At 46.5% G+C, this 22,018-nt stretch carries 11 protein-coding genes; all 11 read left to right on the plus strand.

Annotated features, from left to right (window positions below; translation table 11 throughout):
* Positions 1 to 278 precede the first annotated feature (278 nt).
* Positions 279 to 3,359, plus strand: coding sequence for a sugar-binding domain-containing protein (locus NSS67_RS10675; protein ID WP_339319501.1), 3,081 nt, complete (start codon positions 279 to 281; stop codon positions 3,357 to 3,359).
* Positions 3,360 to 3,399: 40 nt separating this feature from the next.
* Positions 3,400 to 4,728, plus strand: coding sequence for an alpha-L-fucosidase (locus tag NSS67_RS10680; RefSeq protein ID WP_339319502.1), 1,329 nt, complete (start codon positions 3,400 to 3,402; stop codon positions 4,726 to 4,728).
* 28 nt (positions 4,729 to 4,756) lie between these two features.
* Complete coding sequence (locus NSS67_RS10685; protein WP_339319503.1) at positions 4,757 to 7,042, plus strand: hypothetical protein; 2,286 nt, start codon at positions 4,757 to 4,759, stop codon at positions 7,040 to 7,042.
* Positions 7,035 to 8,696: a hypothetical protein gene (locus NSS67_RS10690; RefSeq protein ID WP_339319504.1), complete on the plus strand. Its 1,662-nt coding sequence runs from the start codon at positions 7,035 to 7,037 to the stop codon at positions 8,694 to 8,696. Before NSS67_RS10685 ends, NSS67_RS10690 begins: the two co-directional genes overlap by 8 nt.
* Positions 8,697 to 9,791: 1,095 nt before the next feature.
* Positions 9,792 to 11,609, plus strand: a complete 1,818-nt coding sequence (locus tag NSS67_RS10695; protein ID WP_339319505.1) for a sialidase family protein — start codon at positions 9,792 to 9,794, stop codon at positions 11,607 to 11,609.
* Entirely contained in the window at positions 11,606 to 13,033 is a 1,428-nt protein-coding gene (locus NSS67_RS10700) for a glycoside hydrolase family 28 protein (protein WP_339319506.1), read from the plus strand. The genes NSS67_RS10695 and NSS67_RS10700 overlap by 4 nt, the downstream gene beginning before the upstream one ends.
* Positions 13,034 to 13,063: 30 nt before the next feature.
* Positions 13,064 to 15,802 carry a hypothetical protein gene (locus tag NSS67_RS10705; RefSeq protein WP_339319507.1) on the plus strand — a complete coding sequence of 913 codons (2,739 nt, stop codon included), beginning with the start codon at positions 13,064 to 13,066 and terminating at the stop codon, positions 15,800 to 15,802.
* 205 nt (positions 15,803 to 16,007) lie between these two features.
* The gene (locus NSS67_RS10710; RefSeq protein ID WP_339319508.1) at positions 16,008 to 17,351 is read left to right on the plus strand and encodes an extracellular solute-binding protein; all 1,344 of its coding nucleotides are present in this window, start codon (positions 16,008 to 16,010) and stop codon (positions 17,349 to 17,351) included.
* Between the two features lie 202 nt (positions 17,352 to 17,553).
* Positions 17,554 to 19,695 carry a hypothetical protein gene (locus tag NSS67_RS10715; protein WP_339319509.1) on the plus strand — a complete coding sequence of 714 codons (2,142 nt, stop codon included), beginning with the start codon at positions 17,554 to 17,556 and terminating at the stop codon, positions 19,693 to 19,695.
* Positions 19,696 to 19,716: 21 nt separating this feature from the next.
* Complete coding sequence (locus NSS67_RS10720; RefSeq protein ID WP_339319510.1) at positions 19,717 to 20,832, plus strand: sialidase family protein; 1,116 nt, start codon at positions 19,717 to 19,719, stop codon at positions 20,830 to 20,832.
* Between the two features lie 79 nt (positions 20,833 to 20,911).
* On the plus strand, positions 20,912 to 21,799 hold the full coding sequence (locus tag NSS67_RS10725; protein ID WP_339319511.1) for an AraC family transcriptional regulator: 888 nt from the start codon (positions 20,912 to 20,914) through the stop codon (positions 21,797 to 21,799).
* Positions 21,800 to 22,018: the final 219 nt, after the last annotated feature.

Genomic DNA, 22,018 nt, shown 5'->3' on the forward strand with positions numbered 1-22,018 from the left:
ATCTGCAGGATTTCTCTAGTCTAGCGAGGGGGTAAGGGGATAACATTTTCATTCTGGGATGTGAGCCGAGGGTCATCAGAGTTTTTATTACCTTTATAGAAGCAGTTTTGATAATTGATAGTTTGCGTTTCATGTGTTGAAACAATCAAGAACTTATCGAAGGATGTAAGGTCCAAATGCCCTATGAAGTGCAGGATTGATGAATTGTTTGCTTAAAGAGTGCAGTGCTACGATAAACGTAGGCTTAGAGTGTTGTGTAAGACAAGGAGGTATGATGCATGTCATCGATACGAACTACAATGGAGAGCTCACAGGGGAGAAATCCTTTCGCCGAAATTGCGTTTCGCGAGCATCCTATTGCGAAAGACGGCATGATAGAAATCCATCCACGAGAATGGGAGCAGAAGTTATTTCGTCAGAGTGATTCCTCAGTCGAGTGTGCAATCGAACCAAGCTTCGATGAACGAATGGAATGGTTCAGGCTTGAGCTAGCCAAGCTTCGTGAGCAATATCGTCCCTATCTTCGGTCGCTGTCACCGCCACCTGCTTTTCGACGTCAACGACTTGAATTGTCTAGCTTTGATTTTCGTTATGCGGAGGAACGTAGTGGTGAATTCTCTCGCGTGCTACAGGGGGAAGGAGAGTGGGAACAGATAACCGTTCCCGACTTCCGTGGGCCGACGAAGGAGGATGGCCGATGGACGGGTTACTACCGAACAACTTTTAGCTATTCAAAGCCATCAATAGGTCGCAAAGTGTACCTTATGTTTAAGGGAGTCGACTACGAAGCGGCAGTATATATGAATGGTAAATGTGTAGGTATGCATGAAGGAATGTTTGCACCCTTCGAATTCGATATTACTTCAATGCTCGAGGAGACGAATGTGCTGGTCGTTGAGGTGAAGAACGATTATCCGATGATGGGGGTCAACGGGACACGGCTAGATGGGGACAAGATGTACGCGGCTACGGGCCCTGGGTGGGACGATCCGGAGTACGGATGGCATCATTGTCCCCCCGGCGCGGGGATTTACAACCGAGTATTCCTGGAGGAAAGAGCCGAACTATTCGTCGATGATATCTTCGTGAAACCGAACCTTGATGCAGGTGCGTTTGAACTGTGGGTCGATGTGACGAATACAAAGGCGGAGTTAATTGAAGAGCTAGAGTTGAAGGTTGACGTGTTCGTGGAAAACTTCGATGGGGAGGGGCTGCCAGATATCCATTTCCCCATTCAGTATGCAGGTCCTGGTAGCAATAACTATCGATATAACATTGATTTCGCTGCTGCCCGCTTATGGGAGCCCGAGGATCCATGCATGTATCGGGTTCGAGTGAGTCTATGGCACGAGGGTGAAGTCTTGGATGTGAAGGACCGATGCTTCGGTATGAGATCCTTCCGTATGGACGAATCTACCGAACCTAAAGGCTCTCTCTATCTGAATAATCGTCCGATCATCCTGCGAGGCGCGAATGAGATGGGACATCTTCAACAATGTGTGATGCAAGGAAATGAAGAGCAACTGATCGATGATATTCTGATCGCGAAGCTGGCGAATATGAACTACTATCGGATCACCCAGCGTCCGGTACAGGAAGAAATCTATGACATGATGGATCGTCTTGGCATGATGAATCAATGTGACCTACCTGCGTTTAGCTATATTCGTCGAAGTAAGTTCAATGAAGCTGTACGTCAGGCAGGCGAGATGGAACGACTTGTCCGCAGCCATCCAAGTGTCATTATGGTGTCACTGATCAATGAACCATCGCGTGCATCGAAGCGTGGGAAGGGGCATCGTCATTTGCACCGGGATGAGTTGGAAGCGCTCTTTCTATCCGCTCGACAGGCGATCTATATCGAGAATCCTGATCGTGTTGTGAAGAATGTTGAAGGGGATTATGACCCGCCGACGGAGATGGGTTTATCTGATTTTCATTGCTATACGATGTGGTATACGAATCATATGATTTCATTCGGTGAGTTTTACAAGGGTGGGATTCCGCCGATTAAGAAGGGGTGGAAGACGGGGTACGGGGAATACGGATCGGAAGCCTTGGATCATCTAGCGCTGATGCAGGAGCGCTATCCGAAGAAATGGCTGCCTGAACGTCTGGAGGATCCATGGATGCCAGATGCCATTGTTGGGAGTCAGACCTACTCGCTTCATGGGGATTGGTATCCCGAAGTCGAGCGAATCGAGGATTGGATTGAGCGGAGCCAGAAGTATCAAGTGTTCGTCACCCGACTTATGACTGATGCTATTCGACGCCGTTCGGATCTTATTGTACAGTCTGCGATCCATCTGCTCATTGACGCATGGCCATCAGGTTGGATGAAAACGCTTGTTGGTGTAGATCGGATCCCTAAGCCGGCTTACTTCACCTATCGTGACTCATTAACTCCGCTACGTGCACACTTGCGAGGAGATGGTTGGCGAGCCTATGCAGGTGAGGCAATCGAGTTAGAGGCATGGTTACTGAACGATACAGCGGTTGACTATAAGGAATTACGTGTGGGTGTTACCTTGCGGGATGATACGTGTGATTATGTATCTTATGAGCTAGAAGCGGACATTGCAGCAGTCTATTCGGCGTACGTCGGCACGGTACCACTTCTGATGCCGCAGATAGAAGGACGGCAGACGCTACACGCTGACATTTCGCTGTACAGCCAAGATGGAGAACTGCTGAACAGTGAACGCTTTGATATTGAGGTGTACGGCAAGCCTGTTGACTTTCGTGATGCTACAACTGGACGGTATATTGTCACGCTTGGTGAGGCGGCGGGAGCTTTGATTACTTCTATGGGAATACATAGTCGCAAGCATGAAGCGGGTCGATCATTTGATCTTATCGTGCTGTCTTCTATTGAAGATTATGCTCCATACGAGGTGGAGATTGCGGCAGCCATTAAGCGGGGAGCGACGGCAATCCTGCTACCAGATGCCGCTAGTAGGGAAGCGGAGTGGCGCATGGCTGAACTCATTGTTCAACAGAAGAAGGTTAGCAACTTGTACACGATCGGTTTTGATGAAGATGATCCGCAATTTGAACCATATAACGCGTATGATTTCCAATTTTTCTACAATCGTACAGTCGATCGTATGGAAGCGCTAACGGCTAGTGGCTGGTATTCAGATTCATTGATTCCGTTGTTATATACCTATGCCAAGCCTACCTCCGATTCCTTATCCGCAGGAGCGCGCAAACGCAGATTGCCAGTCGTAGGTACGGTTCCGTTAGGTATGGGCGAAATCATCCTTATGGGGTTGCGACTTGAGGGAAGAGTGGGCTGTAATCCGCCATTGGATCATTTGCTAACCCAGCTACTGCAGAGGGGTAGATCCATTTTGTAAGCATGCTCTACAGACATTTTATTTGAAAAGGGGAAAAGCAATGTCGACAAATGATTTGACGAATTCACCGAGTTCATCGCAGAAAACAGATTGGTTTACACACGATCGGTTTGGCTTATTTATACACTGGGGACTTTATACAATGGGAGCTCGTCACGAATGGCTTAAATCACGTGAACATATGACAACGGAACAATACAATAAGTATTTCAAGCGATTTGATCCTGATTTATACGATCCTGAGGTATGGGCGAAGGCAGCATCGGATGCCGGAATGAAATATTTCGTTATCACAACGAAGCACCATGAAGGCTTTTGTCTATGGGATTCCAAGCTGACGGATTATACGGCGATCCATTCACCAGCAGGACGAGATCTGCTTCGCCCTATGGTGGATGCTTTCCGCAAATATGATATGAAGACAGGTCTGTACTATTCATTAATCGATTGGCATCATCCGGACTATACCGTCGACGTTAAGCATCCCTTGCGTTATAACAAAGAATTTGTTGAACAGGACAAACAGCGTCAGCTCAGCCGGTATGTGGATTATATGTTTGGTCAAACGAAGGAACTCCTAACAGGGTACGGTCCGGTTGATCTATTATTCCTTGATTTCTCGATCCAAGCGGAAGAAGGATTCGCGGGCAAAGGAAAAAACGAGTGGCAGAGTGAAGAGTTTGTGAAAATGGTTCGCGAGCTGCAGCCGAATATTCTGCTCAATGACCGCTTAGAGGTTCCGGGGGATATTACTACGCCTGAGCAGTATATGCCGAAGGAATGGGTGAAGGTAGGTGGACGCCCTGTTGTATGGGAAGCCTGCCACACATTTAGTGGCTCATGGGGCTATCATCGGGACGAGGATTCCTGGAAGAGCGTTGATATGCTGATCAAAATGCTAGTTGATGCAGTTGGCAAAGGCGGGAACTTATTGCTGAACATTGGACCGACGGGACGCGGAGAGATCGACGAGCGCGCACTGGAACGTCTGCAAGGCATCGGCGAATGGATGAAACGGCATGATCGTTCGATCTACGGCTGTACTGCAGCACCTGAAGGTGTGCAGGCGCCTGATGATTGCCGATTTACTTACAATCCACAGACAAATCGTTTATATCTGCACATCTTCAGCTATTCGTTCAAATCCATTCATATCAAAGGATTAGCTGGCAAGATTGAATACGCACAATTGTTGAACGATGCATCCGAAATTAAGGTGAAGGAAGGTGCACGGGAAAGCTCAATGGCTGTAGGTGCATTTACTGAAGGGCGCGATGCGGAGACGGTATCCATCAGCATTCCCGTGAAGAAGCCGAATGTTACGGTACCGGTGATTGAGCTGTTCCTGAGACCTGGGGCTTTTGCCTAACAATTGATGCCATAATGAGGTGAGGCTTGTGAAGGCAATTGAGATTCAACCAAACTATGAAGTGTCCTGGACATTAGATACAGGGTACTGTCATGATGGGATACCTCTGTCGAATGGTGTGTTCGGTACATTGGTCTGGTTCCAAGATGAGCATATCATGCTGACGGTAAACCGTGCCGATTATTGGGATCATCGCGGAGGCACGATTTGGCGGGACGATTGTACGTATGAGCATCTGAAGAAGCTGTTGACCACCGGTGATTTTGAAGAGGCTCGGGGGCTCTTCCCCACCACGATGATGAATGGCAAGGAGAAACGGCCAACGAGACTAGCGATGGGTAGATTCGAACTGAAGCTAAGAGAGGGTGCTCATATCCTCTCCGCTTCACTTCAACTGGATCGAGGCGAGGCTGTCATAGTCTGCCGCTTTGAGGGAAGCGAGCATACATTACGTCTTTCTATTGCAATTGACGCACCTCTTCTGCTGTTGTCGGATCATGCTGGGCTCATACACGATGTGGAGGCCATTCCGGCATATTCATTTGCGAAGACTAAAGCGTACTTTGATGATTTTGACATACCTCCGCCTATGCTACTAGCGGATGGGTGGGTACAAAATCTACCCCAGGATCCATCATGTGCAGTGCTAATGAGACGATATGAAGGAATGCTTGGAATTGTCGCAGCCTATGGCATGAACTCCGATGAGGCGATACATTCGGCTAATACGATTTTGGATACATGCTCACCGGGTATGGCTTACAATGCAGTGGTAGATATCTCTGGTGCAGATCTTTATGCGGAAGTTATAGCTTCAACACAGGAGCATTGGCGATCCATATGGCGTAAAGCTGCGGATGTCTCTTTACCTGATCCTGAAATTGAACGGATGTATTATTTAGGGATTTATCGGATGATTGGCTGCTCTATGATAGGAAAAATTGCACCGACACTGCAAGGTCCGTGGGCGGAGGAATACCGGAATCCGCCGTGGAGCTGTGATTATCATTTTAATATTAATGTGCAACAGTGCCTATGGCCAGCTTATGGTTCCAATCTATTGGACTGCTTACAGCCATTGTTCACGATGATCGACAGCTGGAAGCCGATATTAGCACAGAATGCTAAACGGTTCGTGGGGCTCGAGGATGGGTATATGCTAGGTCATTCGGTTGACGATCGGGGCCATCCTGTCGGTGGTATGTGGACCGGAACGATTGATCAAGCGAACACCTCGTGGATTGCTCAAATGATGTGGCAGTATGCTCGATATGCAGGGGATGAGGAATATCTACTTCATGAGGTGTATCCGTTTATGGTGAAGTCACTTCATGTATTCCGGGCAATGATGGAGTGTGAGGGAGATGGATACGTTCTACCAGTGTCCGTGTCTCCTGAATTCGGCGGTTCGTCACCGAAAGGGCTTGCCCGGAATTCAACGTTCTTTCTTGTTAATGTTCGTTTCTTGTGTGAAAAGCTATTGGAGCTCGATGAAACGTACGGAATTGATGAAGCTACGGCGGCGATCGCTAGGGACATCTATAACAAGCTGCCACCCTACACCGCAGGACCAAGACAGTTCCAAGAGTTTAGTACCAAGCCAGGACTTGAGCTGTATTTGTGGGAAGGCCAGCCGTTGTCTGAATCCCACCGTCATCACTCACATCTAGCAGGGATTTTTCCGTTTGACACTATGAATATGGAGGACCCTGCGCAGAAAGAGGTAGTCATGAATGCCTATAGATCATGGGTTGATCAAGGGATGGGGCGGTGGGCAGGCTGGTCTATGCCTTGGGCATCGATTTTGCACAATCGGTTAGGCTCTGCGGATATGGCCTTGCTATCACTTACATTGCTGAAGGAAGTCTTCATGATGCCTAGCTATGCAAGCAGACATAATGCGAATTATAAAGGCTTTAGTGAATTTACTGGCGGAGATACGATGCAAGTAGAGGCGTCAATCGCCGCTGCTGCCGCTGTGCTAGAAATGTATGTGCAATGTGTTAGAGGAACCATTCGAGTCTTCCAAGGATTATCCAAGCGCTTTAAGGAGGCTTCGTTCTCTGGCATTCGAGCGGAGGGGGCGGTTCTGATCTCAGGCGTTAAGACTGGTGGTCAGGTGCAGTCCGTTATTGTGTATAGCGAACGAGATGAAGTGATCCGACTCGTCAATCCGTTTGGTGGAAGAGTAGCGATTCATAAAGCTGGCGCTGTGATCCGGTCGGAGGAGGAACTGATTATATTACAGCTTCGTGCAGGAGAAAAAGTCGTTCTTGAGAATAGTGGAACCGGAGGTACGGCTGCGAATGAATAAATCATCAACAGCAAGCGTGAAATTTGGCATTCAAGGCCCCGTGGTAGCATGGCAGGACCCATGGGCAAGTGAAGCATCAGATCTCGTAATGCGAACGGGAACGGGAGCGATTCATATATCTCAGGACGAGACGCCTTCTCCAGTGTCATTCATTTCGGTACTGCAAGACATGGGTGCGGATTTTTATGTGCATCACATGCTACCAGGCATGGAAGGCTTTCAGGATATGCTACGGGACATGGAACGGTACGGAATGAACTTCTGCATTGGGAATGAATATGGCAATATTAATGGACCTTGGGTCGAAGGTACGAATCGCTGGGATGTGCCTGATGTTGCCATTACAGAGGCAATAGAGAGCGGAAGATGTATGGGGTTGTTGTATGATGAACCGGAGCACCTGCAGATTAATGCTGCGCAGTATCGGAAGGATGGGTGGTATCCACACTGGGGAGGCACGGACGGGCTTAGCCTTCAGGAAGCAAACGATGTAGTTGTGAATACAGTCACCGAGCGAAATGTTCATGTTAAAGCACTGGTAGAGAAGAACGGTAGAACTGGAATAGATGTACCTCTGATTGCCGAGCATGTCTTCCCAGTTATGTTTCATGTTCATGCTCGTGCGGGGATGGCTGTATGCCCGAAAATAATGAAGGAATCGTTTCAGGCGCTGCAGCTTAGTACAGCGCTCGGAGCTGCGAAGCAATACGGACGTCCGCTTTGGATTTGCGCTGATCTGTGGGGACCAGACATCGGTCATTGGTTTACCCGACTGTCGGGATTTCCGGGGCATTCACCTGAGGAGTTCGCATCCGCACTTCGAATGGCTTATTTAATGGCACCGACACATCTGTTTACGGAGAATGTGGATGCACTTCTACGCTATAAGGACAACCGCTTCGAGCGAACGGAATTTGGGGAGGTCTGGTTGCAGTTCATTCATGACTATGTTCCAGGGCAGCCACTACATTGGTCGCATACCGATATCAATCCAGACATCGTCTTGATCCATGCGGATGATAGTAATTACGGACAGAATGCTAGATTATTCGGCAACCGGACGGATGCTGTGGAGGAAACGACGAATAGTGTATTCGAAGCTTGGAATTTGCTCAGTCATGGGACGATTCCATCCCACGGTAGCTGTATGCATATCCCAGGCTATGACTTTCCTAGGCATAAGTTGAAGCAGCGAGTTGCATTAGATCGCTATCCACTTCCTTTCGGCTGTCCTGATCTGCCGCAGACTGCTACGCATACGCTGTTCAATCCATTAAATAACGTCATTGTATACGATGACCAGGTACGTTACGAACAGCTTGGACAGCCTAAGCTAATACTCGCGGCCGGCTCACGACTGTCCGAGGAGACGTTAGCGGCGATCCGACGTCGAGCGGAAGAAGGTTCCGTCGTTCTCGTTGCCGCATGGCTGGTGCCAAAGGCTTGGAAAGAAAGCAGACGTTACCCGAACGGGGGAGCCTGGGTTGTGATTAACGACTTCTTGAGTGACACAGCTCGCGAAACAGTCGCTCCATATCTAGGAGGTCATGACAGCTGGCGATTACGCTTCGGCGATCATGAAATTCGTTTCTATAAGGGAGATGCAACGGGACAGATCCTCAAGACCGAGGTTTTCTCTGGGACGAAGTTATAGACATATTACAAGTTATCCTATATATCTTATATTTCTTGAAGAAACGGATACTGTCCCTAAAAGGACGGCATTGCCGTTTCTTCTTGCTCTACTAGAATTTATTAAATTTCGAGACTGCGGAGAAATGTGAAAAGAATTAGGGATGGTCCTATATTCAATGGTGGCCATGGGGAGCCCTGTTTTTAATTAAGCACACGCCTCTTTGGGACGGACCGAGCGGACCTTATATCCACCGAAATGCATGTTTTAGTCGAGGTTACGGACAAATGTATGCGAAAAACCGAATACAATGTGCCGCCGGTAACATAAACGAGCCAAATGTATGCGAAAAACCGAATACAATGTGCTGCCAGTAACGTAAACGAGCCAAATGTATGCGAAAAATCGAACACAATGTGCTGCCGGTAACGTAAACGAGCCAAATGTATGCGAAAAACTGAATACAATGTGCCGCCGGTAACGTAAACGAGCCAAATGTATGCGAAAAATCGAATACAATGTGCCGCCGGTAACGTAAACGAGCCAAATGTATGCGAAAAATCGAACACAATGTGCCGCTGTAACGTAAACGAGCCAAATGTATGCGAAAAATCGCATACAATGTGCCGCCAGTAACGTAAACGAGCCAAATGTATGCGAAAAATCGAATACAATGTGCCGCCGGTAACGTAAACGAGCCAAATGTATGCGGAAAATCGAATACAATGTGCCGCCAGTAACGTAAACGAGCCAAATGTATGCGGAAAACCGAATACAATGTGCCGACGGTAACGTAAACGAGCCAGCGCCGTTATTCGCCCCAAATCACCCGGAAATGGGCTTGTTATTAACGAATAAGTGCAATACGGTTGTCCGTAAGCGGAACCTCACTACGAAGGTGTATATGGATACGAGTATGGAATTACGGATGTACTCAGCTTGTAACTCTACCTCCAAAGATGCCGTCAGCCGTTTTTCTTGTGCAGTTAAACAGTTAATAACTCAAGCATCCCCTTAATACTACAATTCCCCCTATAAATACAGCGGTTTAAGCCTATAAATAGAAGTCAGATCCCGTGTAAAGTTAGTATCAAACCTATGTAAAGGAGAACACAAATGGATCCTTTAGATAACCATATTCGATATATCGGCGGCCAAACCGCCAATTTGGATTATCATCATGGGCAGCTTCGTCCGGTCATTGGTGTTCGGAGCAGACAGGTACTCCGAGCTAATCGTTCTCATCCTGAGCTGTCCGACGGAACAGGCTGGACCTATAATCATGCACCTATGCTAGCTTACTGGAAAGGTAGCTTCTATCTAGAATATTTAAGCTGCCCTGTGCACGAACATGTACCACCGGGCCAGACACTGCTAACGACTTCAAAGGACGGCTGGAACTGGTCCACGCCCGTTGTATTGTTCCCGCCCTATCAACTTGACAATGCGCATACTTATTCGAATGGTGAACAGCTTGCAGCTGGAACGTATAGCGTGATGCACCAACGAATGGGCTTCTACACGGCATCGAGTGGACGTCTACTCGCAGTAGCTTTTTATGGATTTTGCCCATTGCCAAGTATTAGTCCGAACAATGGAAAAGGAATCGGCCGTGTAGTAAGGGAGATTATGGAAGATGGAAGCTTCGGACCGATCTACTTCATTCGGTTGAACCGACATGCCGGTTGGCATGAGCAGAATGTGCATTACCCGATGTATACCACAACTGAGGATCAAGGCTTCCTCGAAGCATGTGAGGAGCTGTTATCGGATCGCTTAGTGACGCTACAGTGGTGGGAGGAGGATCGTAGTCCCGATGACTTCTACGCCGTAAAAGGCGGAACCGCTTTCAATTCGTATCCGTTGCCGGATGGTCGAATTGTAGGGCTATGGAAGCATTCGGTCTATGCGATATCTGAGGATAAGGGCCACTCTTGGTCGCAGCAGAAGCAAGCTAAGTCGATGATTACGGCAGGCGGCAAATCATGGGGGGAAAGAACCTCGGATTCTCGTTATGCACTTCTATATAACCCATCACCGATTGGTAATCATCGATGGCCACTCGCGATAGTTACAAGCGATGATGGACTTTCTTTTGACGATATGCTTGTCGTGAATGGGGATGTTCCACCGCGGCGCTTTTTCGGAAATCATAAAAATTATGGGTTGAGCTACATCCGTGGAATTGAAGCAGGAGATGCTCCACCAGATGGTAGCATGTGGGTAACCTACAGTGCGAACAAAGAGGATATTTGGGTAAGTGAAATACCTATACCGATAAGCTACCAAGTCAATGAGCCTGTACATGATTCGTTCAACGGTCTGGATGAAGCGGACCGGGTTCCTAATTGGAATATTTATAGTCCACTTTGGGCCAGTGTTGCTGTAGCTGCTATTCCCTCCGAAAGTGATCGAAGCTTAGAGCTTCGCGATGCAGATCCTTATGATTATGCCAAAGCTGAGCGAGTATTTCCTTCGTGCTCGGCTGGTGAGGTACGGATTCGACTTATGGCGAAACAGGTAGACGAGGGGCAGTTGTACATCGAGCTATGCGATGCGAAGAGCTCTATCCCTGTACGACTTTGTTTTGAAGCGGGTGGGATGCTGCGAGTGCTTCAAGCTGGTACTTGGACGGCGCTTCAACAATATGATGCAGATCGCTGGTATGACCTGATCATTCGTTTCGATACCGCTAATCAACAGTTTACCGTTCAGGTAAATGGGCAGGACGCTCCGAAGTCGTATCACTTCTCTATGCCTGCGTATACACTTGAAAGACTCACATTGCGAACTGGTCCGATCCGAGGGGAGCCGCATGTGGAGACACCGCTGATTACAGATGATCTTGTAGATCCCGACGAGCCTGTGAAAGCCGCAGTTTATTACATTAACGAAGTTAAGATGAATCCCTTAAAAGGAGTTGCGAACACATGACAGTGATGAAGCTGGCAAATACTGAAGCCTTGCCATTCGACATGCCGGAGGTAGAACTTCCTGTTATTCCCGACAATACATTCAATATTACGGATTTCGGTGCGATCGGCGACGGACAATTCATGAATACGGAGGCCATCGAGAGTGCGATGGTAGCCTGTGCCTCACAAGGGGGTGGAACAGTTATTATCCCGGCGGGCACCTGGATTACGGGGCCAATCCGATTGCGAAGTCGGGTCTGTCTACATACCGAATCAGGGGCACTTATCATATTTAGTAAGAATCGTAATGATTATCCGCTTATATCAACAAGCTATGAAGGGCTTCGTACGGTTCGTTGTATCTCCGCCATTTATGGCGTGGATTTGGAGAACGTCGCGATTACAGGACAGGGTATTTTTGACGGCTCAGGCGAGATTTGGCGACCAGTAAAGCGGATGAAAATGACGGAAGGTCAGTGGAAGAAGCTACTGCAATCCGGTGGGTATGTGGAAGGAGATTGTTGGTGGCCGACTGAGCAATCGCTGAAAGGCCATATCCTCGCGAAACAGCTAATTGCACAGAACGTGCAAGAGCCTTCGGCGTTCCTACCTGCCCGCGATCATTTACGGCCAACGCTTGTACAGTTGGACAGATGCCGTAAGGTATTGCTCGACGGCCCAACCTTTCGGAATTCCGCTGCTTGGAATGTGCATCCGTGGTTATGTGAGCATGTAACGATTCGAAATGTTTCGATTCGTAATCAGTGGCATTCGCAGAATGGCGATGGCTTAGATTTAGACTCTTGTCGATATGCTAATATTCATGACACACTTTTCGATGTCGGCGATGATGCCATTTGTATCAAATCAGGTAAGGATGCCGACGGCCGCTCACTCGCTGCTCCTACGGAGTACGTTATTATTCGCAATTGCCAAGTGTTCCATGGTCATGGAGGGTTTGTGATTGGAAGTGAAATGTCTGGAGATGTCCGTAACATCTTGGTAACAGACTGTGTATTTATTGGGACGGATGCGGGTCTTCGTTTCAAGAGTACAAGAGGCCGAGGTGGCACTGTGGAGCATATTTATATTCAAAATGTGCGGATGAAGGATATTGCGAAGGAAGCAATTATATTTAGCTCATATTATTCAGGCAAGAACAATACAGAAGATACCGTCCCAGTCTCGGAGGAAACACCCGTATTTCGGGATTTCTATATTCGCGATACAACCTGTATTGGTGCACAGATGGCTTTATTGATAAAAGGTCTACCAGAAATGCCAATCTGCAATATCGTCTTCGAGCGTGTAATGTTGACAGCCCGAAAAGGTGTTACCTGCACAAATGCAGAGAATATTGTGTTCCGAAGCACAACGATACTACCTGAAGAAGGGGAGCCTTTTACCATGGATAAGGTTGAAGGGGTTACCATCGTGAATTAATCTATACACCATCGGAATGGGAGGAGTCGTATGCTGGAGTTGATCGTAATTGGATACGATTTGGATGCATCACCTCGGATTATGCATGGCGTCGTGATGTTGAAAAAAGCGCTCGAAACAAGCGGGTATCATGTCGAAGAGAAGCCTGGTGGCTGGTCATGGGATCGTTACAGAGAATCTGATGTACCAAAAATATACGTCGGGTGCCGTCTCCAATCCGATCTGATTGTTGGTTTAGAAGACCATGATCTGCTGCTGTACCATACGAATGAACCAAACCGAGAAGGGTTTTATCTGTCCCTGTGCCCGGGGAGGCTGATCGTGGTCAGTGGTGGGGATGATAGCGGTGTATTATATGGCTGTCAAGAGCTATCGAGACATATTCGAGAACAAGGAGAACTACCGCACGAATTATCATTCGGAGATGCACCGCGATTAACGTGGCGTGGGCCTGCGATTGGTATACAGAAGCAGGAGATTGAGCTTGGTCGACAAGCATTTGAATATCCATGGACACCTGATCGGTTTCCATGGCTGTATGATAAAGTGATGTGGCTGGACTATTTGGATATGCTGCTCGAACATCGGGGCAATGTCTTGTATTTGTGGAATGCTAACCCGTTCTCCTCGTTGATCGATTTGCCTGATGAACCGGAGGCGCGCGAGGTAACTACAACACAGCTGGAAAGAAACGCGAACCTACTGAACTGGCTAACCGCAGAGGCAGACAAACGAGGGATTCAATTAATTTTATCCTTCTACAGTATCCATATTCCCCATGGCTTTGCCAACAAGTACGGATTACCCTATCGACATCACCAACCGACTCCTATAACAAGCGAGTTCTACCGTAAATTATTATCTACTTTTGTTTGTACATTCCCGAAGGTAGGTTTGATGATCTGTCTTGGGGAACAGCTGAAGGGGCAAATGTACGGAGTAGAGTGGCTGTGTGAGACTATTTTACCCGGTATTCATGAGGGATTGCGTCAATCTTCCGCGGTAGAGCCACCGCCGGTCATTGTGCGTTCACACGGTATTGAGATTGAGGATGTGATGAGTGCTGCGAGTTCACTGTATCCGAATCTTCATTCCGAAATGAAATTCAATGGAGAATCACTTACAACCTGGGTTCCTAGAGGGAATGCGCAGCAATTGCATCAGAAGCTTGGTTCGCATGACAGCGTCCATGTAGCAACGGTTCATATGGTAACGAATTTGGAGCCGTTTCGCTGGGGAGCGCCCTCGTTTATTCAACGTTGCGTACAATCCATCCACTATCGATTAAAGGCCACGGCGCTACAATTTTATCCTTTATCGTACTGGAACTGGCCATATTCACCGGACAAGGCGGATATTCGTATCAAGCAGGTAGATCGGGATTGGATCTGGTTTGAGGCTTGGCTACGATATGCGTGGAATCCGGATCGGGACGCTATAACAGAGCGCCAGCATTGGATTTCGCGACTGGAGCATAAGTTTGGCAGTAAAGAGGCGGGCGAGCTTATTCTTCGTGCCTACGAATCTTCAGGTCGCTGTGCTCCATTGCTGCTTCGCCGTTTTGGCATCACGCAGGGCAATCGTCAGACGATGAGTCTGGGCATGACGATGAGCCAACTGACGAATCCAGAACGGTACGTTCCATGGCCTGAGCTATGGAAATCGCATGCGCCACCTGGAGAACGATTGGAGCAATATGTGCTTAAGGAATTAACAGGACTTCCGCATAGGGGAGAGACGCCCCTTGATATTATCAAGGAGACAGAGCATTCTTCCGAGGAAGCGTTCAAAGCGGTGCAGCAGGCAAGAAACTACGTACATAAGAATAAGGCTGAGTTTGAACGTATCGTGACGGATATGGATGCAATCCGCATCATGACGGGCGTGTACACATGTAAGGTAAGGGCAGCCATGCTTGTATATATGTATAAGCATATGGTTGGAGGGAACTACTCGATGAGGCTAGAGTTGCTGGAAGAAGCGGCAGAATGGGTGGAAAAGAGTGTAACAGAATACCGAAGGCTCACGGAGGTTACAGCACAACAATACTGGTTCGCTGGCGGCATGCAAACGAGACTGCGCAAGGTACCATTTCGTGACGGGAAAGCTTATAGCCACTGGTCAGATTGCTTACCCATGTATGAACAAGAGCTGGCTGTGTTTCGTCAACGAATAAGTGACTTGCGAATAGGCGCTTTACCAGATTTTCTTATGCAGGAGTCAAGTTCGAATCACTATCAACGATACCGTCAAGCCGACTTTACGTTGGAAAGTGAACATGCGGAGCTGTTCCAAATTGAGAAAGGGGCTCGTGTGTTTACGGATGGTGATATCCCGATTATTGGTTGTGCGGAAGAGCTGTCTGGATTGACGGGTATTCGGTTTAGTCAGCGTCAAGCGACTCACGAAGAGATGATTCTAGAGATAGAGTTAAAGTCACCGTCTATTATTCTGGTAGGGTTATTTCATTCCCAAGATGAACAGTGGCTGCAACCGATTGCCTATGATTCTGATCAGCGGGGCTATTCCAGACTTGATCCCGTATTACAGAAAGGTATTAGGGTGTTCGCCTATCCATCTATTAATATCCATGCGTTGTCCTATGAAGCGGGACGTCACTCGGTTTGTTACGGGAAGGGAGCATTTCTAATTGTAGGTGTAATCGAGCCGAATCAGATGCTGTCGGATCGTGAGTTCGATCAGAGAAATAACGGTAATATGCTGCTGGATTGGCTGTTTGAAACAGCCGCTGTAGCACCAGTGAATTAATTATTACATCTACCGAATCCCCCTATAATTTAGTTGCATCAGCCTAAGAAAGCGCAGGCATTCCCATCTATAATAAGTCTTACTTGAAGCAGTTCATATCATCTGTTTCGATGAGTCGAGGAAATAGAGCAATGTCACATCAAACAGAATAGAGAGCGCTTACAAGTGTTAAAAATGGGTCAAATTAAAAGGGAGGAATATTCTAATGGTACGAAAGGTGATGACGAAAGTGTTAACCTCTGTGATGCTGTTATCTGTATTGGCAGCATGTGGAGGTACGAAGGAAGTCGATGATTCGCAAACATCACAATCCAATGCTCCGAATGCAACCGAGACAGCAAGCAGCACCAATCCTGAAGATATTAAAGCTGATCTGAATTGGTTCGGTCTTGCACAACCAAAAGAATTTGAGGATCGTTACGGCCAGTATATTAAGAAAAAATTCCCTAATGTTAATATAACGTACATCAACCAGACTGAAGAACGCAAAATGGAGCAAGTTATTGCTTCAGGTACAGACATCGATATATATCTAGCCACAGCGGGTGAGTTGCGTGAAGACTGGATTCCTGCAAATTTGGCGCAGGATCTTACCCCGCTAATCTCATCGCATAATATTCCATTGGATACGATCGAACCTGCCTATATGGATGCGGTGACGATCGATGGCAAAACCTATTTGCTACCACTCAGCGATAATAAATTTGTCATGTATTATAATAAAAGCATCTTCGATCGTTTCGGTGTTGAATATCCTCATGATGGGATGACATGGGATGAAGCGATTGATCTTGGTAAGAAAATTACACGTAATGAAGATGGCAAGCAATATTTAGGTCTTTGGTTATCGCCTAAGCATTACCTTCGTGTTACTCAAAACTCTGCTGGATTCGTTGACCCTGCTACGAATAAGGCAACCGTTAATAATGATCAGTGGAAATTTATCTATGATAATATCTTCTATAAGCTATCTCGTGATCCAGGTGTACAGCAACGTGCTTCCGAAAAGTTTTACGGACATGATGACTTTAATAAGGAATTCCTAGTCGGCATGTATGTCTTTACATCGGGTTGGATGAACAGTGCCAACAGCTCGCTTGCGATGGATTGGGACATTGCATCTGTCCCAGAATTCAAGGAATACCCTGGTCTGAATACGCAGCCTTATGCAACCTATGTGGGTATTACATCCACCTCCAAACATCAGGAAGTTGCTGCGGAAATTGCAAAATATTTAGTTTCAGAAGAGTATCAGACCATTATGTCTAAAAGAGGTTACATTACACCTTTAACTACACAAGCGGTACGTGATGTTGCATTTGCTGATTACGAGTTCGCAAAAACAAAAAATATTCAAGCATTGTACCACGGCAAGCCTGCGCCGCAACGTACCATGACAGAATATGATGAAATCGTACTTGAACAAGCGATGTACACAGGTGGTGTTATCCCTGAGATTGTAAAAGGTAAAATGGATGTGAATACCGCCTTGCGACAAGCTGAGGAAAATGGCAACAAGCTAATTCAAGAGCAAATCGCTCAACAATAATAGGCTTAGGCAAGGCAAAATACAACCAATCGCCCTCTATTGTAAGTCAATTAGGGGGCGATTTTCTTATTTCTGTAATAATTGTCTGTAGTTAGGTTAGATGATTCGATTGCCCTATAAATTCCCCCGTTAAGCCCGAGGTAGAGTAAATCATCTATCGATATACTATTGAATAGGAAGCGATGGAAGGAGATACTCTCGCATGATTGATGAAGAGCTGAAGGCTGGAAGGAAGTCACTACGTACCGTTCCTGGTAGTCTTCTGCTAGGTTCTACTGGCGCACGTTTATGGGCAGATTATGTGGAGGCAGCTCCTGGATTTGTCGGACGATTTGACTTCATTCACAAAGTTAATATTCCACTTTTATTTACTATTCTAGTGAATGGGCAAACATTCAACATGGATACGGCATCAACTGATTGGTATCCAAGCCAGCTTCAAATGACCTATAAGGATGATTCGCTTCAGTATGCGGAAGTGAAGTTTATTACGTGGGAAGATTGCGCTATATCTTGCCAATCCTGGACGAACCGGTCGGATCGAGAGCTGTTGCTACAGTTGAAAGCGCCCCCTGAGTTTGTTATGTATGGGGACACCGCTCTGCAAGGCGGATATGATATTCCCTTCTACACCTTCGATATAGATGCGAGCATCGCATTAAGTGACACCTCATTGTTACTCGAAGGATTAAGACTCGCTCCTGGTGAGACGAAGGATTTTATCATTGTAACAGCTTTAGGAATTCGCTCACAAGATAAGAAGGAGACACTGTTGAACCGTGCATCGCTAGCGATTAGACAGTTTACGGCTAACCTTGATCAAGCATCATTAGAACAGCGGACAGTTTATAAACAATGGTTCGAGGGCGCACCGAAATTTAACTCCAATGATCCATTATTGAATAAAACTTGGTTGTATCGATGGTTTTTACTCCGTCACAACATGGCAGATCCGAAATATGGCTTGCTCCAGCATCCTTTATTTTACGAAGGACGTTCTCATAAGAAGACGAAAAAACCTTTTACAAAAGGTGGCTGGGAGTTCAGTAAGCTAATTAACTTATCTGTTCCACTGCATTTGACCGATGCTAAATGGCATCATGATCCTACTGCAAGTATTGGTGCGCTACATAACATGCAGGAGACTCCTGCCGAGAATGGAATGTACACCTGCTTAACAGTGGATGAACAAATGCACTCCTTTGCCAATTATATTGGGTGGGCAGCCTACAATTTGTTTCTTATACACCGAGATAAAACAGTAATTTTGAATGCGCTTCCAGGTCTGAAGGCGCAGCTCACCAGCTGGCAAGAGGTGTATGGTAACGAACATGATGATTTGATGACAGAATACCGACATACTCGCACGGGGAAGGAATATCAGCCGAGTTACTGGTACTTCCATAACTACCCTCGTAATCCAAAGGATCCGGAGACGTATACGCATGTGAAGCGAGTCGACCGGACGGTCTATCATTACTTGAATGCCACCGGCGTGGCACGACTCTGCGAGTTGGTTGGGGATCAGGAAGCAGAAGTATATTTACAGCTTGCAGATCGAATTAAGAACGATGTGTTGGAGAAAATGTGGGATGATACAACGGATTTCTTCTACGATTTACACTATGAGACGGATGAGAAGGCACTCGTTAAAAATATTGTCGGCTTCTACCCTGCATGGGCAGGGATGCTGGATGATCGACACGATGGACTTTTGCAGCATTTGTTGAATCCGAAAGAATTCGCTACAGGCTGTCGATATCCTACGGTTGCCGCTGACAGTATCGCTTATTCGAAGGAAGGTGGATGGTTCGGTCATTTTGTAAAAGGTCGCAATGGCTGTATGTGGAACGGACCGACCTGGCCTTATACCAACTCTGTTATACTCGATGCGCTAGCGAGGGAGAGTAAGCGGAATAATCACAAGTATGATGAGGCATTTGCGAAGGATTTGAGGGAATATTCTTTCCTGCATTTCCAGAATCGCGATTTAACCCAGCCGTGTCTTGTTGAGCATTATAACAGTGAAACAGGCGAGCCGCTTAGTGATGAACAAGAATATAATCATTCGTACTATATTGATTTAATTATTAGCCATGTGGCAGGGCTATCTATTACTGCTGATGGTATTCAGTTGGATCCGCTTGATATTGGGCTAGATTATTTCGAACTTGATCAGGTGAAGGTAGCTGGTCAAGACATTCGGATTACATACGGCAAACCGGGTCTAAGTAGCTATCCAGAAGGTATTGAAGTCGGCTACAGAATCTATCTCAATGGTCAACTCATTAATAAGGAAGAGCAGTTAAGAGCTGTCAAGCTACCACTGACATGGAATAAATAATCATGTAAAGGAGTTAGAGCGATGCAACTAACAGACCGATACGATGGGATTCTACGGCAATCGGAGCAGGATTCACAATTAACGGAAGCACTGCTACCGATCAGGTATGAGCCAGATAGTCATTCTGCCAATATGCTAGAACTAGATAATGGGGATTTGTTATGCGTATGGTTCTCAGGAAGTGGTGAAGGCAATCCAGATACGAATGTACTGCTGTCGAGACTACCGGCAGGTAGCAATCGGTGGGAGGAGCCTATCGAAGTTGCATCTGACCTCGAGCGCTCGGAGCAGAATCCAGTTGTTTTCCAAGCACCAGACGGCGGAATCTGGCTTCTTCATACGTCAACCGAACCGCATAATCAGCGCACATCCCGTATTATATTCCGTATCTCGGAAGACCGTGGTCGTACGTGGGGCGAACGTTGTGTTCTGCATGAAGGACCTGGCCTATTCCTTCGCAGTCCAATCCTGGCCATGAGCAACGGAGAATGGCTACTTCCCTGTTATTATTGTAAGGATGGAGGACATTATAGTGTTGTGCTGATATCAAGTGACCAGGGTGCAACGTGGAAGGAATACGAGGTTGAGGGCGCTCAGCATCGCGTTCAGATGAGTGTTGTGGAACGTCATCCTGGGACATTATTTGCTGTTTTCCGTAGTCGTCAAGCGGATCGCATTTATAGCAGCACCTCAACCGATTTTGGTAGAACCTGGAGCCAGCCTATCAAAACTGCACTACCGAACAACAACTCCTCTGTCCAGATGACACAGCTTACGAACGGGGATTTAGTTCTTATCTATAATGATTCCACCATGGAAAGAGATCAACATCGCTGGGTACAAAGAAAAGGAGAATGGCGTAAAAAGCCGCTACGCACACCACTGACTATCGCAGTGTCGGAAGACGGTGGAGCAACATGGCCCTATATTAGAAATATTCAGATCTCTGATGCGGAATATCGAGAATTCCAGATTGGCTATTCTTATCCATGTATAATACAAACGAAGGATGGTATCATTCATACGGCGTATTCTTTCTTGCGGAAAGCGATTAAGTACGTACAATTCACAGAGGATTGGATCAAGGGTCGGAAGGATGCTAGTTTAGTGGTTCTTGAGGAAGAAGATCTTTTGTAATCGCTTTAATTGTAATAATTTGCTATAGTTACTGTATATATTCATGAGATTCACCTACACAACGATTGAGGTGATAAATATGGATTGGCGTGTAATAGAATTGCGTGGAGAAAAGTTCTTTCATTCTAAATTTGATATTTTCGTTAATCGAGAAATGGAGTCTTTTTCGCTTTCACAGCATACTCATGATTTTATTGAAATTAGCTATGTAGAGGAAGGGACTGGCTATCATTACATTGAGGATGAAATGATCCAAATTAAACGCGGTGATTTGTTCGTCATCCCGATTGGAACATCTCATGTTTTTCGGCCCTCCTCTCGGGATAAGCAGCTTGTGATCTATAATTGTATTTTTCGCGTTAGCTTGCTAGAGCAATTGCGATCCTCCGTCTGTGAATCCTCGATGCTGTACAAATTTTTGTACGAATCACCGCCTTCTTCATTAAAGAGGCTGTATTACCAAGATAAGTTTGATAAGTTCTTAAACTTATTGCACAGTATGCATAGGGAATTTATTAATAAAGGTCATCGTTATGAGATTCTAATCATGGGTCAATTGATTCAGGCACTTGCCATGCTACAGCGCTACGAATGTGATGATAGCTTGGTTTCGACGCCCGTAACTAACATGGATAACGCCATCCAATATATCAACGAGCATTTTGCAATGAATATAACAGTTCAACAAGTAGCGGAGCGTTCATTTATGAGTGCTAGTCATTTTCAACGACTATTCAAGAAAACAACAGGTGTTACGTTTATGCAGTATTTGCAAAATATCCGTATACAACGCTGCTGCGAGCTATTGAAATCAACCGAGATTTCGATTCAGGAGGCCGCGAATCAGGTTGGATATCAGGATATGAAGTTTTTTCATGCGTTATTTCGTAAAAAGACGGGTGTAACGCCGAGGCAGTATCGGAAGAGCACGCAGGATCTAGAGTTTCCGTTGGCTTCGTCAGAATAAAGAGCGGCACTAAGCCGATATAGCAAAGATTAGAAAAAGATCGTTCTCCCTTTTATTCGAAAAAGGGGGACGATCTTTTTTGCTTTTTTTGAAATGGAGCCAAATATTTTAAGACGAATGCGTTTTGATGAGAGAGGTCATAGTGAGCCCTGCTTTTAATTAAGCACACGCCTCTTTGGGATGTATAACGGACCGGGCGGACCTCCTCCAAAATGCATG

Origin of the sequence: Paenibacillus sp. FSL R10-2734 (assembly GCF_037963865.1) — a bacterium.
Taxonomy (GTDB): domain Bacteria; phylum Bacillota; class Bacilli; order Paenibacillales; family Paenibacillaceae; genus Paenibacillus_AQ.

Bases quoted from the DNA above. Each gene is read 5' to 3' on its own strand.
- NSS67_RS10675 (WP_339319501.1), top strand. From the start codon at position 279: ATGTCATCGATACGAACTACAATGGAGAGCTCACAGGGGAGAAATCCT.
- NSS67_RS10680 (WP_339319502.1), top strand. From the start codon at position 3,400: ATGTCGACAAATGATTTGACGAATTCACCGAGTTCATCGCAGAAAACA.
- NSS67_RS10690 (WP_339319504.1), top strand. From the start codon at position 7,035: ATGAATAAATCATCAACAGCAAGCGTGAAATTTGGCATTCAAGGCCCC.
- NSS67_RS10695 (WP_339319505.1), top strand. From the start codon at position 9,792: ATGGATCCTTTAGATAACCATATTCGATATATCGGCGGCCAAACCGCC.
- NSS67_RS10700 (WP_339319506.1), top strand. From the start codon at position 11,606: ATGACAGTGATGAAGCTGGCAAATACTGAAGCCTTGCCATTCGACATG.
- NSS67_RS10705 (WP_339319507.1), top strand. From the start codon at position 13,064: ATGCTGGAGTTGATCGTAATTGGATACGATTTGGATGCATCACCTCGG.
- NSS67_RS10710 (WP_339319508.1), top strand. From the start codon at position 16,008: ATGGTACGAAAGGTGATGACGAAAGTGTTAACCTCTGTGATGCTGTTA.
- NSS67_RS10715 (WP_339319509.1), top strand. From the start codon at position 17,554: ATGATTGATGAAGAGCTGAAGGCTGGAAGGAAGTCACTACGTACCGTT.
- NSS67_RS10720 (WP_339319510.1), top strand. From the start codon at position 19,717: ATGCAACTAACAGACCGATACGATGGGATTCTACGGCAATCGGAGCAG.
- NSS67_RS10725 (WP_339319511.1), top strand. From the start codon at position 20,912: ATGGATTGGCGTGTAATAGAATTGCGTGGAGAAAAGTTCTTTCATTCT.